This is a genomic window from Martinezella rhizogenes, assembly GCF_000799715.1.
GTDB lineage: Bacteria > Pseudomonadota > Alphaproteobacteria > Rhizobiales > Rhizobiaceae > Rhizobium > Rhizobium rhizogenes_C.
Genome location: NZ_JUHG01000015.1, coordinates 145,552 through 160,318, shown reverse-complemented (window position 1 = coordinate 160,318; position 14,767 = coordinate 145,552). Strand labels below are relative to the sequence as shown.

General features: G+C 56.4%; 10 protein-coding genes. 8 read left to right on the top strand and 2 right to left on the bottom strand.

Annotated elements, in window-relative coordinates; genetic code table 11:
• Window positions 1–905: 905 nt before the first annotated feature.
• From EX00_RS31165 to EX00_RS20850, 3 genes are all read left to right on the top strand, one after another.
• A complete protein-coding gene (locus EX00_RS31165) occupies window positions 906–1,256 on the top strand; it encodes a TraR/DksA family transcriptional regulator (RefSeq protein ID WP_080761291.1) in 351 nt (116 codons plus the stop codon).
• Between the two features lie 191 nt (window positions 1,257–1,447).
• Window positions 1,448–4,108 (top strand): cation-translocating P-type ATPase, encoded by a 2,661-nt coding sequence (locus tag EX00_RS20855; RefSeq protein ID WP_047462179.1) that lies wholly within the window; start codon window positions 1,448–1,450, stop codon window positions 4,106–4,108.
• Between the two features lie 232 nt (window positions 4,109–4,340).
• On the top strand, window positions 4,341–5,372 hold the full coding sequence (locus EX00_RS20850; protein WP_047462176.1) for an AI-2E family transporter: 1,032 nt from the start codon (window positions 4,341–4,343) through the stop codon (window positions 5,370–5,372).
• A gap of 1,164 nt (window positions 5,373–6,536) precedes the next feature.
• On the opposite strand, the gene EX00_RS20840 is transcribed toward EX00_RS20850, so the two are convergent.
• Entirely contained in the window at window positions 6,537–8,138 is a 1,602-nt protein-coding gene (locus EX00_RS20840; protein ID WP_047462172.1) for an MBL fold metallo-hydrolase, read from the bottom strand.
• A gap of 127 nt (window positions 8,139–8,265) precedes the next feature.
• Here EX00_RS20840 and EX00_RS20835 point away from each other — a divergent pair, with 127 nt between their 5' ends.
• Both EX00_RS20835 and EX00_RS20830 read left to right on the top strand, forming a co-directional pair.
• A complete protein-coding gene (locus EX00_RS20835) occupies window positions 8,266–9,099 on the top strand; it encodes a universal stress protein (RefSeq protein WP_047462169.1) in 834 nt (277 codons plus the stop codon).
• A 336-nt stretch (window positions 9,100–9,435) separates the two neighbouring features.
• The gene (locus tag EX00_RS20830; protein WP_047462167.1) at window positions 9,436–10,083 is read left to right on the top strand and encodes a BON domain-containing protein; all 648 of its coding nucleotides are present in this window, start codon (window positions 9,436–9,438) and stop codon (window positions 10,081–10,083) included.
• A gap of 98 nt (window positions 10,084–10,181) precedes the next feature.
• Here the strand turns inward: EX00_RS20830 and EX00_RS20825 are convergent, their stop codons facing one another.
• Window positions 10,182–10,688, bottom strand: a complete 507-nt coding sequence (locus tag EX00_RS20825) for an Hsp20/alpha crystallin family protein (protein ID WP_047462165.1) — start codon at window positions 10,686–10,688, stop codon at window positions 10,182–10,184.
• 288 nt (window positions 10,689–10,976) lie between these two features.
• On the opposite strand from EX00_RS20825, the gene EX00_RS20820 reads away from it, so the two are divergent.
• The 3 genes from EX00_RS20820 (at window position 10,977) to mgtA (ending at window position 14,759) form a co-directional block, all read left to right on the top strand.
• Window positions 10,977–11,798, top strand: coding sequence for a universal stress protein (locus tag EX00_RS20820; protein WP_047462859.1), 822 nt, complete (start codon window positions 10,977–10,979; stop codon window positions 11,796–11,798).
• Between the two features lie 62 nt (window positions 11,799–11,860).
• Window positions 11,861–12,121, top strand: coding sequence for a hypothetical protein (locus tag EX00_RS20815; RefSeq protein WP_155294100.1), 261 nt, complete (start codon window positions 11,861–11,863; stop codon window positions 12,119–12,121).
• A 64-nt stretch (window positions 12,122–12,185) separates the two neighbouring features.
• Window positions 12,186–14,759, top strand: coding sequence for a magnesium-translocating P-type ATPase (mgtA, locus tag EX00_RS20810; RefSeq protein ID WP_155294099.1), 2,574 nt, complete (start codon window positions 12,186–12,188; stop codon window positions 14,757–14,759).
• Window positions 14,760–14,767: the final 8 nt, after the last annotated feature.

Below are 14,767 nucleotides of genomic sequence, written 5' to 3'. Positions count from 1 at the left end.
AGCAGGAGGCATCGGTAACAAGCGCTTTCATGCTCGCAAAGCGCCCCCTTCGTTCTCCCATCGTTGAAGCGTCCTGACACTTGGCGAACTCGCGATGAGCGAGGGAGAGGAAAAATTGGAGCCAAAACCCAACATAGCCTTCGCAAGGACAGGCACAGTGATGGGAGGAATAGAGGAAAAAGTGGCTTCAACTGTCCTTGCCGCCATTGCTGCTTTCAGCTTCGCTTTTTCGCATCCGAGGAGCTCAAGAAGAATTTTTTCTTGCGATAGTCTTTCTCCGCGAGGAGCAAGCGATTGAAGTTTTCGATATTTTTCGTTGCTATGAAGATGTCCATGGGATTGCCTCGCTTTCACTGCTGGAGGCGGAAACCAGCTTCTCTGGGAAGCTGGTTGGCAAACACTTATGCCAGTCGGATAATACATCGATCACACCGCGCCACGCGTCTGCAAGGCCGCATCTCTTTCCGACTGGCCGAAACGATAAGCCTGCGGTTGGTAGTCCGCAAGAGGTTTGCTCAGATCAGACGCGACCTTGGGTGTCACCGCGCTATTGAGTGCACGCCTGCGCTACCAATCCGAGTTACCGGTTTTGATTCAGCACAGTGCACCAGGGAAAACACTACCATGCGAGTCGTCTCGGACCGATGTTTGGCCCCTAACCGACTGAGGGACAGCCTTGATGCGGATCAATGCAACAGACCGGCGATAGGTCTAGGTTTGTTCGAGGTGCACGGAATTGGCTGGTTTTCGCGACCAACCCGGTCTCTCTGCGGCACCTGCGTTGCAGATACTCGGCCAGAGATGAGCAAAATGCGAAGACAGGTATTCCATCGTCGGATCCTTGGCTTGCTGATGCTCAGGGGTTGGGGTTGGCAGAAGAACATGAGACCGACTGGAGAATGACCATGCAGAAGCACTCCTCCTCACCACTGAGGCAGCATATCGAAAAGTATAGGGCGATCCTCAACCAACGTCGGCGCGAGCTACAAATCCGCCTGCGAGCGATTGAGCAGGATTTCGAGGCGCCTCGCAATCCTGATGATAGTGATCGTGCCACAGAGCGAAATAACGATGAAGTCCTGGAAGAACTCGGCGAGACCGGACAGAAGGAGCTCCTGGCTGTCCAAGCGGCTTTGGACCGGATTGAAGCTGGCACATTTGGCACCTGTGTGAAATGCGGTAGGCCGATCGGCGAGCAGAGGCTTGAGGCGGTCCCACACACACCATTCTGCCAATCTTGCGCTCATTCGATTTAACACCTCGCTTGCACGCTCACAACGATGCTCCCAGCGTCGAGAATAGGGTCCTTGATCAATCGACGGACAGCAAAATCTGAGCGGTGGTTCATCGCCAGAGCCCGACCACAACGCAGTCGTTCAAGGTGGGACAGTTTTCAGTTCCACTAGCCGAAAAGTGTTAAGGCGCCAGAAGAGAAAGGAAGACCGACATGGCCATCTTCGGCACCCAACGTGACAACCTCCGCGGCGATACGGCAGATGGTCTTTCCGTTGCGGAAGCGAAGAGCCGTCTAGAGCGACATGGGTTCAACATTCTACCGCAACCCCAACCTCCTTCTATTATTTCCCTTTTCCTGCGTCAGTTCCGCAGCCCGCTGATCTACATCCTTCTCCTCGCGGCTGGTGTCTCCTTGATGGTCAGCGAAGCCGAGGACGCAATCTTCATCGGCGTCGTCCTGCTCTTGAATGGCATCATTGGCAGCATGCAGGAATATTCCGCCGGGCGGGCTGCCGCAGCGCTCCGCAAGCTCGAACAGTCGCATGCCATGGTCGTGCGCGACGGGCTAGTGCAGGAAATCGAAGCGCGCTTTCTGGTGCCTGACGACCTTGTGATGCTCGATGCCGGCTCACGGGTTCCGGCAGACCTCATTTTGACTGACACCAACGATCTTCTCTGCGATGAGTCACCGTTGACCGGCGAATCCCTGCCCGCAAGAAAAGCCGCCCACATTCCTGGGGAACTGCTCGAAGATCGCAAAGCGACGACGGCCTTTGCCGGAACGCTCGTCACTCGCGGGCGCGGAAAGGGCGTCGTAACCGCCACCGGCCTCAGCACCGAGATCGGCAAGATCGCATCCGAAATCGGAAGGGCATCCATTTCCCAGCCGCCGCTAATGATCCGGCTGGCGCATTTCTCCAACGTTATCGCCTGGGCGGTCGGCGTCACATCACTGGTGCTCGTCGCAATCGGCTACCTGCGCGGACTTGCGTGGCAGGAACTCTTTCTGATGTCAGTGGGGCTTGCCGTCAGCGCCATTCCGGAAGGACTGCCAATCGCTATCTCCATTGCGCTTGCGATCAGTATGCGCCGCATGGCGAAGCGTAACGTCATCGTTCGCCGCATGCCTGCGGTGGAATCGCTCGGTTCCTGTACGATGATCGCCACTGACAAGACCGGCACACTCACCCTAAACGAGTTGACGGTCACAGACATCCGTCTGCCGGACGGAACCGACCTTACCCTCGACGCGCATGCCGATCTCGACGCCTGCGAAATCCGCGCCTCCGACATGAGCTCTAAGCATGCGCGTGAACGAGCCGTCCGGCTGCTCCGCGCCGCCTCCTTGCCCAACGAGGGCTCTCTAACGTTTGAGGGAAACAGTTGGAAGGGCGTCGGCGACACGGTGGATATCGCACTCCTGGCTGCTGCTCATAAGGCAGGTTTGACGCGGGACAAGATGGCCAACGCCTTCCCGCTTGTTGCCCGCATCCCCTACGAACCGGACCTCAGATATGCCGCTTCCTTCCATGGTCGCGGCAAGCGCGTGCATATCTTCGTCAAGGGATCCGCCGAGACCCTGATCGCAATGGCCGACCGCATGGATGTTGGCGATCGACTGGTCCCCATTGACCGCGACATGCTTCTTGCCCAGAAGCGACAGATGGCGGAACGCGGGCTGCGCGTACTCGCCTTCGCGGAGGGCGAGATTAGCAACGCCACCGACGACACCTTTGGTTCCCACCATCTGGTTGATCTCGTCTTTCTGGGGCTGGCCGGTATGCAAGACCCCATCCGTCCCGAAGTCCCGCAAGCGATCCGGGCTTGCCGGGAGGCTGGCATCGTGGTGGCGATGGTCACGGGAGACGATCCGAAAACAGCGGCAGCGATCGCCGGTCAGGCCGGGTTTGTGTTCCGGGCCGACCAGATCACGACCGGCGAGGCGGTTAGCAAGGCGGAAAAGGCAGGACCTAACCGGCTGGACGATCTTACGCGCCAAGCCCTGATCTATGCGCGCGTAGCGCCGGCCCAGAAGCTCGCGATTGTCCTTTCGCTCGCCCGCAACGGTCATTTTGTGGCGGTCACAGGAGACGGTGTCAACGATGCGCCCGCCCTGAAACACGCCCATGTTGGCGTCGCCATGGGGCGCAAGGGGACCGAGGTCGCCAAGGAAAGCGCCGGTATCGTTGTGACCGATGACAACTTCGCCTCGATCGTCAATGGTATCAGCGAGGGTCGTACAGCCTATTCCAACATCCGCAAGGTGATTCTGATGTCGGTCGCAACGGGTGCCGCCGAAATGCTGCTCTTTCTGCTGGCGATTCCTCTCGGCCTACCCATGCCTCTGCTACCGGTGCAACTCCTTTGGCTAAACCTGGTGACGAATGGCATTCAGGACGTCGCGCTCGCCGGCGAAAAGCCCGAAGGCGACGAACTTTCTAGACCGCCGAGGCGGCCGAAGGAGCCGATTTTTGACCAGTTGATGATCCGCCGGATCATCTTCTCGGCTCTCGTCATCGGGGGCGGTGGATTTGCGATCTTCTATTGGCTGCTGTCGGTGGGTTACGAGGTCGCAGAGGCGCGCAACCTGCTACTCCTGCTCTTTGTCATGTTCGAGAACGTACAGACCGTCACCAGCCGATCGGAACGGCAGTCAGTTTTCATATCGTCCTTCTTCAGCAATCCACTTCTGCTTATCAGCATCATCGCAGCGCAGGCGGTGCATATCTCGGCGATGTATATTCCCTGGTTCCGGGAGACGCTGGAGCTTGCGCCCATTTCGCTTGCCGAATGGGGAATGACCTTGCTTGCCGCTTCCTCGATCCTCTTCGTGACTGAAGTCGATAAATGGCAGTCCCGGAAACCGGCATGATCGCGTTGCCCAAATTCGAACCGAAGCAGCGGCCCCTTGGAGAAAGCTTTATTCAAGATCAGCCCCGCAAATGGCATCCAAACACGAGACCTGATCGAATGGTTTCTTACCCCGTGGATATCGCAATGTGTCACAGTGATATTTGACAACGTCTCTACAGAGAAGAAGACATCCGCGCCATCAGTACCATGGCACAGCATCGCCTAGACAGAATTGATATGGATAGCAGATTATGTTTATTCAGCGGCTTAGCTTCTATCTACTCTTGGTGTTGGTGACGATTGCGTTTTTCGCAATTATCCTCCCGTTCTATTCGGCAATTTTTTGGGCTGTTGTTTTCGCAATCATCTTTTTTCCAGTTCACAGACGACTGGAGTCACGATTATCGCGACACCGAAACGTAGCGGCAGCGCTTTCAACGCTCATGTGCGTCTGTCTGGTGATCATACCTGGGTTGATTGTGCTGAGCTCGCTGGTGCAAGAAGGCAATCACCTTTACCAGCGCATCAACAATGGGGAGATTGATCCGCGCCAGGTATTTGAGCAGCTGCAAGGCGCGTTGCCGTTGTTCTTGCAGGAAAGCATCAAAACCTTGGATCTAAGGGGGCTACAAGATCGCATCTCATCGATGCTCGTGCAGAGCGGCGGCTTCTTTGCTGGCCGGGCATTGAGTTTTGGTCAAAACACGGTGCAAGTCATAATTACGTTTAGCTTGATGCTCTATCTACTGTTCTTCATGTTTCGGGACGGACGTTTTCTGGCTAAAACCGTGCGAAGAGCGATCCCAATGAGCGACACCCACGCGCGCCGGTTCGTTTCAAAATTTACTTCAGTTGTGCGGGCTACCGTTAGGGGCAATGTCATCATCGCGGCATTGCAAGGATCGATTGGTGGAGCGGCGTTTTGGGCCTTAGGTATTGAACCAGCGTTATTGTGGGGGGTGCTGATGAGCTTCCTCTCCCTACTGCCAGCTATTGGAGCCGCTCTAATCTGGGTGCCGGCTGTAATTTACCTCGCGCTGTTCGGCGAATGGTTAAAAGCTTTTATCCTGGTCGCCACAGGTATTTTGGTGATCGGACTAGTGGATAACTTCCTGAGACCACCGTTGGTAGGACAGGAAACGAAGCTTCCAGACTACGTCGTCTTGGTTTCGACGATTGGCGGTATTTCACTCATCGGGCTCAACGGCTTTGTCATCGGGCCATTGGTAGCAGCGCTCTTTATCGCAGCCTGGGAGATATTCATTGCCGAGCAGGACGTGTGACGGCGTCACAGCAATCCGGCACCCCCTTTCGGGTGCTTCTTGGTTCGATGAAAGCGCGGCTGCTCGCACATCTATTCTTTGCCCAGATGACGGATGAGCAAAATGTGACGCCCCCTGCCGACGCTCGGTGAAGTCGAGGGAAAACCCGGTCGCCACGAATTGAAGCATCAACTCTTCGCAGACTCCGAGGCTCAGACGGTGCTCCCGAGAAGGATCAAAAAAAGCGCTTCAGGACCGATGCAGGCACGGAACCAGCCGGCAACCTACCCATACGGATATTGAATTCCACGTCATTTCAGCCTGATTTTCATTTCGCGATGATCCATCAGAGCCGTCGAGAACCCTTACGGCACTTGGCTTTATTCACCGCGGCCGTGGTTCCCTGTAAATGGAAGATTGGATCCAAAGGACATGAAACTTAACCGTAATCGGTCAGAAAGCGATGGCTGATTTTTCATCCCATCTGCCGGCGTTGATCCACGGAATTTTCTACGAAACTGGCAGCCTGAGCACTCCCGGCCGTGCTCGGGAAAATTGGAGTTCATCGCGAACGTTCAGAAGCGATCAGGAATGAAGAATGGAATAGATTGCGAACAGGCGTCGCAGAACGTCTTCAAATTGCTTGATCATCGCTTGAATCCATCCGTGATCAGGCAGATCAGATGGGCGATGGGCGGCTCAGTTGATCCGCTCTGGCCGGTGCGGAAGGGGTCAACCGGCACCGAGTAGCGCTCTCCAATTCTCCTCGGGATCGTTCCTCCGTCGCACTTGGCGCGGATTTTGCTATTGCTCCGATAGCCCCATGCGCCTCAATCGGCGAACCGTCACACAACCACCAGACTTCAAACTCGGTTTGGGCTGGCTTCGGACGGCCTCCACGGTCGCATCGAGGAACTGCAAAGCGTATTCCACGGCCGCATCGGTATCTTCGCAGCAAAGTCCAGCTATTCTGCAACGCGCGTTAAGGGCCTGCCTGATTCTGAGCCTTATGGAGAGCATTGCATCCGTGTTAGAACCAACCAAAAGCTGACGGAGGCAGCTTGTGGCGACAATTTCCGACGCAATGAGCTTGCCCTCGACCTCCCCGAGTGTCGGCATGGCAAATCGCTGCCCGCCCCTCCTGCAATCGCGATCTGTGGTCAGCATCATTTTCCTCCTCGGGAGCTAATTTTCACTGGCATCCTCATCCAGGGCCTTTTTGACCCGTCGCAGAATGATGGCACGCCCTTTCCGATCGGCCGTTCTCCGTAGCCGTTCCTCTAGGTCGAGAATGACCGACTGGTAATCATTGTGCCAATCCGAATGCCCGACATCTTGTGGAACGAGGCGCGGAGGTGGTGTGACACGCGTAAGCGGAACCGCAGCCGTTTTTGTCAGGCTGTAGCTGTCATCAAGCGACGGCACCATAATCGCCGTACCTGGTTTCACGGCCAACAGATGGGATTTCAACTTATCGCGGGCGGCAGGCTCGCCGTGAACCAGGAACAATGCTGATCGTATCGGCTCTCTGGCCTCTATCCAATGCGTCAATTCGGTGGCGTCCGCATGACCGCTATAGGCATCCAGCGTTCGCACAGTCGCGCGGACGATGATTTCTTCGCCCTGGATTTTTACCGTGTGTGCTCCGTCTTCCAGAATCCTCCCAAGCGTTCCGGCAGCCTGGAACCCGACGAGCAATACCGTGCCCTCATCCCGCCAAAGCCAGTTCTTGAGACGGTGACGAATGCGGCCGGCCTCGCACATGCCGCTGGCGGCGATGATGATATGGAAACCGCGAATGAGATCGATTGCTTTTGATTGCTCGGCCGTTTCCGTAAAGCGTACATTTTTGGCATTCAGCGCTTTGATAAGCAGGTCGCCGTTAGGGATGGAACGTGCATGCTGCTTGAAGATTGCGGTCGCGCGCGAAGCCAATGGGGAGTCGATGATAACGGGACACCGGGATATTTCCCCCGCATCCATCAACACATTGATATCTGCAAGCAGTTCCTGTGTGCGTTCGACCGCAAATGATGGGATCAGTAGAGCGCCGTTGGGATGATGGGCCTTGAGAAGGATCTCACGAAGTTGCCCGCGACGAGCGACGTCGGAAACTTCGTCCCGTTCACGATCCCCATACGTGCTTTCACAGATGACATAATCGAAGCCCTTAGGGGCATCTGGTCGAGCCTCCAAGAGTTTGTGCTGCGGACCGACATCACCGGAAAACAGCATGCGGATCGGGCCGTTTTCGGTCGCGAGTTCGATTTCGACGGAGGCCGAACCGAGCAGATGTCCAGCGTCCCAAAACCGGAACCTAAGGCGGCCTTGTTCTTCCTGCCATTCCTTATAGGCAACCGCTCGAAACTGGGTCATCGCAGCGCGAGCATCATCCGCCGTGTAGATCGGTTCCAACGTGTCGCGCGATCTATGCCGGTTGCGGCGGTTCAATTGCTCGACTTCCGACTCCTGGATGTGCCCGGAGTCCTGAAGCATGATTGTGCACAGATCCAGGGTTGCCGCGGTACAATGGATGTGCCCCTCGAAACCGGCTTTGACAAGCTTTGGGATGAGGCCCGAATGATCGATATGAGCGTGGGTCAGGATGACCGAGTCAATCAGAGCCGGTTCGAACGGGAACGGCCGGTAATTCAACTCCTTCTCGGTCTTCGACCCTTGAAACATGCCGCAATCGATCATGGTGCGAGCACCGGCGTGTTCAAGCACAAAGCACGACCCGGTGACCGATCCGGCCGCGCCATAGAAATGTAATATTGGGTTCGTCATCGGCTTTCCTCATATGCACAATGACTTTATGCATGCGGGATCGCTCTCGCTTTGAGGAAGATCAAGGAAACATGGATACAATAGAGATTATCTTTGCCTACCTCCAAACAGGAAAGGCGATCTGATCATGTCCATCAAAACTGTCTTGAGTATCCTCGACGTCCATGAATTCAAGGATGACGTGAAGGGCGCCAGCGACTTTTGCCAAACGCATGGTGCCCATCTTACCGCGCTGGTGGTTTCGATGTGCACCACGCCTCCCCTCACGGCATACGATGCTATCTCCACCATCAGGCTAGATGAGCGGCAACGAGAAATAGATACATTGGCCGAAAAAGCAGCCGATATCAAAACGCTGCTCAGCGGGAGCACGACGTCCTATGACGTGCAGGAGGTCTACACGGAATTTGCCTGGGCGGACGATGATATAGCCGAGCGGGCTCTTTATGCCGATCTTGTCCTTATTGGCCCGCAGGCCGCGCGCAACGAGGAGCTGCGGCGAAGAGTGATCGACGGGGCACTGTTCCAGTCGCCGACACCGGTGCTTGTCACCCCGAGCGACAAGATGGTTCGGCTCACGCCAAAAACAATTTTGCTGGCCTGGGACTCTGGCGAGGAGGCTGCGCGCGCCGCGCGCCAGTCGATCGACTTCTTGCAAGCCGCCGGGGCGGTGCATGTCACGCTTGTCGATCCGCTTGCCGCGCGTTCCGTCAACGGCGAGGAGCCCGGCGCGGATATCGCCACTTTCCTCGCACGGCATGGCGTCAAGGTCGATGTCGATTGCGTTGCGAGCGGCGGCCGACCGGTCGATGAAACGTTGCGACAACATGCGGTCGACATCGCAGCCGACATGATCGTCATGGGAGCCTATAGTCATCCGCGGTTACAGGAACGCCTGTTCGGCGGAGTGACGCGATCGATGCTGAAAGACTCGGACATACCGTTGTTTCTCGCCCACTGATAACAAGCGCCGGAACTGTTATCCCGGCGCCCTTCTTCGATGATTGCCTAGCATCTCTCAAACACCGCATGATCAGAGACATCTCCGACAGATGGCCCGTACCAGACTAAATGCGGCCCGGCCCCGATCGATTTTCGCAGGGCTGCTCCCAATCCTCCCATAATCCGAGGGTCATGACGGATCGAGATCCAGGCAATTTAAGTTTGCCCGTCGATCTCGACCAAGCTCGCCAAGACACCGCTTCGTCTTTGACCCAGCGCAATGACACCGCACGCCGGATTGGCGAGATTTGATTTGAGGTGCGACCCTCGCTCAATTGTCTGCAAGGAGGAAATCATGAGTGATCTAGAGATACGTCGGGATATCCTCGACGAACTGGAATTCGATCCCAGTGTTGATGCTGCCAACATCGGCGTTTCCGTGGAGAATGGTGTCGTGACACTGTCTGGCCACGTGAAGAGCTACGCCGAGAAAATGGCGGCGGACGCCATTGCTCAGCGCGTGAAAGGTGTCCGGGCGATTGCCGAGGAGATCGATGTGCGCTGGCCTGAGCGAAAAAAGCATGCCGACGATGAAATCGCGTCACGCGCACTCGATATTATTGCCTGGGACACCGCGCTTCCCGACGGCGCCATTGATGTCAAGGTCCAGCGGGGCTGGGTGACGCTCTCCGGCCAAGTGCGTTGGCACTTCCAGCGTATGGCGGCGGAAAATGCGGTCAAAAAGCTCGGTGGCGTTCTTGGTGTCACCAATTACCTGACGATCCGTCAACTTGTAGGCATGTCCGACATCAAGGATCGTATAGAGCGGGCGCTTCGGCGGAACGCCGAGATCGAGGCGGATGGAATAAGAGTTCGCGTGTCCGAGAGCAAAGTCGTCCTTGAAGGCGACGTACATGCCTGGAATGAGCGGCACGCGGCAGAGCAAGCAGCATGGTCGGTGCCCGGTGTCGCCGTTGTTGAAAACCATCTTCACGTCGGCTGAGGCATAAGGGAGGGGTGTGCCCCTCCCTTTCTCTGTTGTCATTCCCCTTGGCAACCTTACAGGTGAACCGCGGCGGATATAGATAAAGTGCCGGCGGCCTAAGCGGCCTTGATCGCAATTTTCCGGTCATTCTTTTTCGCGCTGGGTGTCTTCGGTAGAACGACCTTCAAAACGCCATTTGCGAAGGAGGCGTCGATCTTCTCAGCATCGACGCCGTCAGGGAGCTGCAGACTGCGCTGGAACGAACCATAGCGCCGTTCGGAGAGGTAGTATTCCTTCTCCTTTTCCTCCTTGCTTTCCTGCTTTTCGCCTTTGACCGTCAGAATGCCATTTGCGAGCGTTAGTTCCAGTTCCTTGGCATCGATGCCTGGCAGTTCCGCTGTGAGCTCATAGGCTTTGTCTGACTCGACAAAATCGACGGCCGGCACGTCGCGCGTGAAGGCGTTCGGGAAACGTGCGAGTGTACGATCGAAAAAGCCTGGGGTGAAATCATTGAAGACGCGGTCAATTTCCGACCGAAGGCCTTCGAGCGGCGTCCAACGCGCTATAGCGGGTGCCGTCTTCTTTTCCGTGCCCACAGAGAGCTTCCTTGCCAAATCGGCCATATCTTTTCTCCTCTTCGTTGCGAGGACCACGGAAAGCGACTTCGTCCCCGGCCCTTTTCCAAATCGTCTTCGTGAGACGCGGCGCCATTAAAGACGGTGTTGCTCGGCTACTCATTGACCCGCATCAAAATGGCGCGATATCCTTCATCCCGAGACGGTCTAAATCCACAAATCTGGCAGACATTCGATCGGCTGCCTCCTGCGCGAGCCCAGGCGAGCTTGATCTTCATCAAGGCGAAGACGAAGTCCGAGTGCGATCATTGTGGTCGTCTGTTAGAGGAGGCCGACGTGAAACCTCAATTCCATCTGCCATTGATCACTTATCCCAGTGCAAGCTCGTTTTCCCTCGTGCAAAACGCAGTCGACTTGGCGCGCCATAACAAGGCGGATCTCACCGCAAGCATCTTGCAGATCAAGATGCCGCTTATCAGGCACTCATCTCCGTGGATTGCCGACGCAGAAAAATTGAGTTCGGAGGCGAAGCGCTTTAGCCGCGACAACGGTATGGCATTGAATCAGACCCTGCACGATTATGCACGGAAAACAGAGATAAAGGCCGTCGTCCAATCATTCGAAGCGTCGGAATCATTCGTCGCCGGTACACTGGCAGAACTATCGCGCGCCTACGACCTTTCGATCATGGAAGCGTCGGAAACGATGAGACCACTGATTGAGAGTGTTCTGTTCGAAAGCGGCAGACCACTCATCCTGTTTCCCGCGGACAATTTCTGCGGCCGCATCGATACGGTTGCGGTTGCCTGGGATGGAAGCGCCACTCTGTCGCGAGCGTTGACGGGGGCAAGGCTATTTCTGGAGTTCGCATCGAAGGTCATATTGATCTCAATAACGGACGATAAGCCGATTAGTGAAAAAGCCCGGGATCAATTCGCAGACGTGCTTCGCAATGCCGGCCTGGAGGTCGAGGTTGCCACGGCCCAGGCCCATGGTGCGCAGGCCGCTGGCGCTATTCAATCGGTGGCCGCAGCGAACCGGGCGGATCTCCTTGTCGCCGGGGCATACGGGCATTCCAAGCTGCGCGAATTTATCCTCGGAGGCGTCACGCGATCACTGCTGGTCGATCTCGAGATGCCAGTTCTTCTCGTCCACTAGCCTTAGGCATGGGAGGATCGACATCGGTGTCTCAACACAATGCTTGAGGCGTTGGACGTTTGTTGTTCTATCTCGGGCAGAAGCGCACCTGGTTCAACGAAGGTTTGGACGATCTCTGGTTCTTCATTCTCGGTGTCATCGGCACATTGATATTGATGCAGTTGATGAAATTTGCGGAATTTGGAACTGTGCTCGAACGAGACCTGGGCACGTTGATATTCAGCGTGATGCAGTTTCGTATATCGCTCGACATATCCCGCGTTTTCCTCCGCATGACGTTCGCCGGACCGGCAGGCTTCAGCCACGATGAACGGAGAGTTTGACCGGTATCAATGGAGCATCGGGATAGGTCGGCTAGTGTCAACTGCACCTTGGGGATCAATTGACATGAACGCTCCGCTTAATAGTCGGGATTCCGCAAACCGAGATACAACGGTGCCGACCGCGCCTTGCTGGTCGAAGGCCCAAGATGTTCTGCTGCACGATCTCGGCTCACAGACAAAAGGTCTTTCTCCTGAAGAGGCAACGTCCCGGTTACGGACCTATGGTCCGAACACCGTCGTCGCTATGACGCACACGAATGCCCTTTACATTCTGCTACGGCAATTTCTAAATCCGCTCGTTCTCATTCTCATCTTTGCCGCGACGGTATCATCGCTGGTCGGGGAGATGCACGATGCCATCATCATAAGCCTCATCGTCCTTGCGAGCTGCCTGCTCGGCTTTTCTCAGGAATATGGAGCGACGAAGGCGTTAGAGGCCCTGAAGAAGAGCATTTCGTTGTCCACGACAGTTGTAAGGGGCGGGATAGAATCCCTGGTGCCGGCAAACACCATCGTCCCGGGTGACATCATCAAGCTTGCAGCTGGCAGTCTTGTGCCGGCCGATGGCGTGATTCTTTCGTCACGTGACTTGAACGTCAGCGAGGCCACCCTGACGGGTGAGACCTTCCCGGTCGGCAAGCTGGCCGGTGTCTGTCTGCCCGACGCTCCGATCGCCGCCAGGTCCAATTGCGTCTTCACCGGCACTTCGGTTCGCAGCGGCACGGCAACTGTCATCGCTGTCGAAACAGGTGGGCGCACCGAGTACGCGACCATCGCCGGCGCAATCGCGAAACAGATACCCGAAACGGACTTTTCACGAGGTATACGTCGCTTCGGTTATTTGATGACACGGATCATGTTGGTGATCGTCGTTACCGTCTTTGTTGCCAACCTGCTCCTGCAGCGACCGTTGATCGACTCACTGCTATTTTCTCTGGCGCTGGCCGTCGGCCTGACTCCGGAGCTGCTGCCGGCGATTATCAGCATGACGCTCGCCCGCGGTGCGCACGCCATGGCAGCCGGCGGCGTCATCATTCGCCGGCTGGACGCCATTGAAAATCTCGGGAGCATGAACCTGCTATGCACCGACAAGACCGGCACGCTGACGGAAGGCATCATAAAACTCGACGATTGCGTCGATCCAGGCGGCACGCACTCGCAGCAGGTCCACCTACTCGCTTTTTTGAACGCATCATTGCAGGCCGGCCTTAAAAACCCACTCGACGATGCCATACTGGCATCCGGCGAGATCAGCACAGATCTGAGAGCCTTCGAGAAAAAGGACGAGATTCCATACGACTTCATGCGCAAACGGTTATCGATCATCGTTGATCAGGCCGGCCAGGGCACGATGATGATCTGTAAGGGCGCGGTCGCCAATATCCTTTCCGTCTGTACCTCCGTCAGGACAAGCAATGCTGTCGAGCCCCTCAATGACCGGTCGCGTTTGGAACTCGACACGCGTTATCGCAAATGGGGCGAGGACGGCATTCGGGTGATCGCCATCGCCACCAGGGGCTTCGCGCAAAACAAGGGATCCTATGACGTCGGCGACGAATGCGAGCTCTGCCTCGAGGGCTTTCTCCTGTTTCTTGATCCACCGAAGGCAGGCATCAAGAATGCGCTGGCAGGATTGAGACATCGCGGCATCGGCATCAAGATCATATCCGGCGACAACCGCTACATCGTCAGACACCTGGCCGACACGATCGGGCTGGGGACAAAACACGTTTTGACCGGCGGAGAGCTGGCGTCGATGAGCAGTGATGCATTGTTCGCTCGCGCGCCAAAAACAGATCTGTTTGTCGAGATCGACCCCAATCAAAAAGAACTCATTATCAAAGCGCTACGGCGCTCCCGCCACGTGGTCGGATATATGGGCGACGGCATCAACGACGCTCCGGCGCTTCATGAGGCCGACGTCGGCATCTCTGTCGACGGCGCAGTCGATGTCGCCCGAGAAGCCGCGGATCTCGTGCTATTGCAACAGGATCTCAGCGTACTGATCCGCGGCGTGGACGACGGGCGGCGAACCTTCGCCAACACCATGAAATACATATCGATCGCGACGAGCGCGAACTTTGGCAACATGATCAGCATGGCGATCGCCTCTTTGTTCCTCCCCTTCTTGCCGCTACTCGCCAAGCAAATCCTGCTCAACAATCTCCTTGCCGACATTCCGTCTATGGCAATTGCCACGGATAGGGTCGATCGCCGGCAGGTTCAGCGCCCCAGGCGCTGGAACATCCGCAGCATCCAACGCTTTATGATCTTCTTCGGTCCGGTCAGTTCGCTCTTCGACTTCGCGACGTTCGGATTTCTGCTTTTTGTCGTGCACGTGACAACCAGCCAGTTCCGCACGGCCTGGTTCGTTGAATCACTCATTACCCAGCTCGCGACCATGCTGATTGTTCGTACGACCATGGCGGCATGGAAAGATAGGCCGGGTCCCCTCCTTCTGTGGTCGACGGCATTCATCACCCTCATCGCCCTCGTGCTGCCCTATTTTCCGCTGGCTGCGAGCATATTCGATTTTACGTCGCTCCCCGCGCCGTTGATGGGCGGTCTGATCGCAATCTCGGCGATCTATGCGGCCACGCTCGAGTTGGTGAAACGCATCTATTTCCGCCAGCGATGACCGCGTCG

What these genes read in the sequence shown, in the direction of transcription:
- EX00_RS20830 (WP_047462167.1), top strand. Translation starts at nt 9,436, where the DNA reads ATGAGTGATCTAGAGATACGTCGGGATATCCTCGACGAACTGGAATTC.
- EX00_RS31165 (WP_080761291.1), top strand. Translation starts at nt 906, where the DNA reads ATGCAGAAGCACTCCTCCTCACCACTGAGGCAGCATATCGAAAAGTAT.
- EX00_RS20825 (WP_047462165.1), bottom strand. Translation starts at nt 10,688, where the DNA reads ATGGCCGATTTGGCAAGGAAGCTCTCTGTGGGCACGGAAAAGAAGACG.
- EX00_RS20855 (WP_047462179.1), top strand. Translation starts at nt 1,448, where the DNA reads ATGGCCATCTTCGGCACCCAACGTGACAACCTCCGCGGCGATACGGCA.
- EX00_RS20835 (WP_047462169.1), top strand. Translation starts at nt 8,266, where the DNA reads ATGTCCATCAAAACTGTCTTGAGTATCCTCGACGTCCATGAATTCAAG.
- EX00_RS20850 (WP_047462176.1), top strand. Translation starts at nt 4,341, where the DNA reads ATGTTTATTCAGCGGCTTAGCTTCTATCTACTCTTGGTGTTGGTGACG.
- EX00_RS20840 (WP_047462172.1), bottom strand. Translation starts at nt 8,138, where the DNA reads ATGACGAACCCAATATTACATTTCTATGGCGCGGCCGGATCGGTCACC.
- mgtA (WP_155294099.1), top strand. Translation starts at nt 12,186, where the DNA reads ATGAACGCTCCGCTTAATAGTCGGGATTCCGCAAACCGAGATACAACG.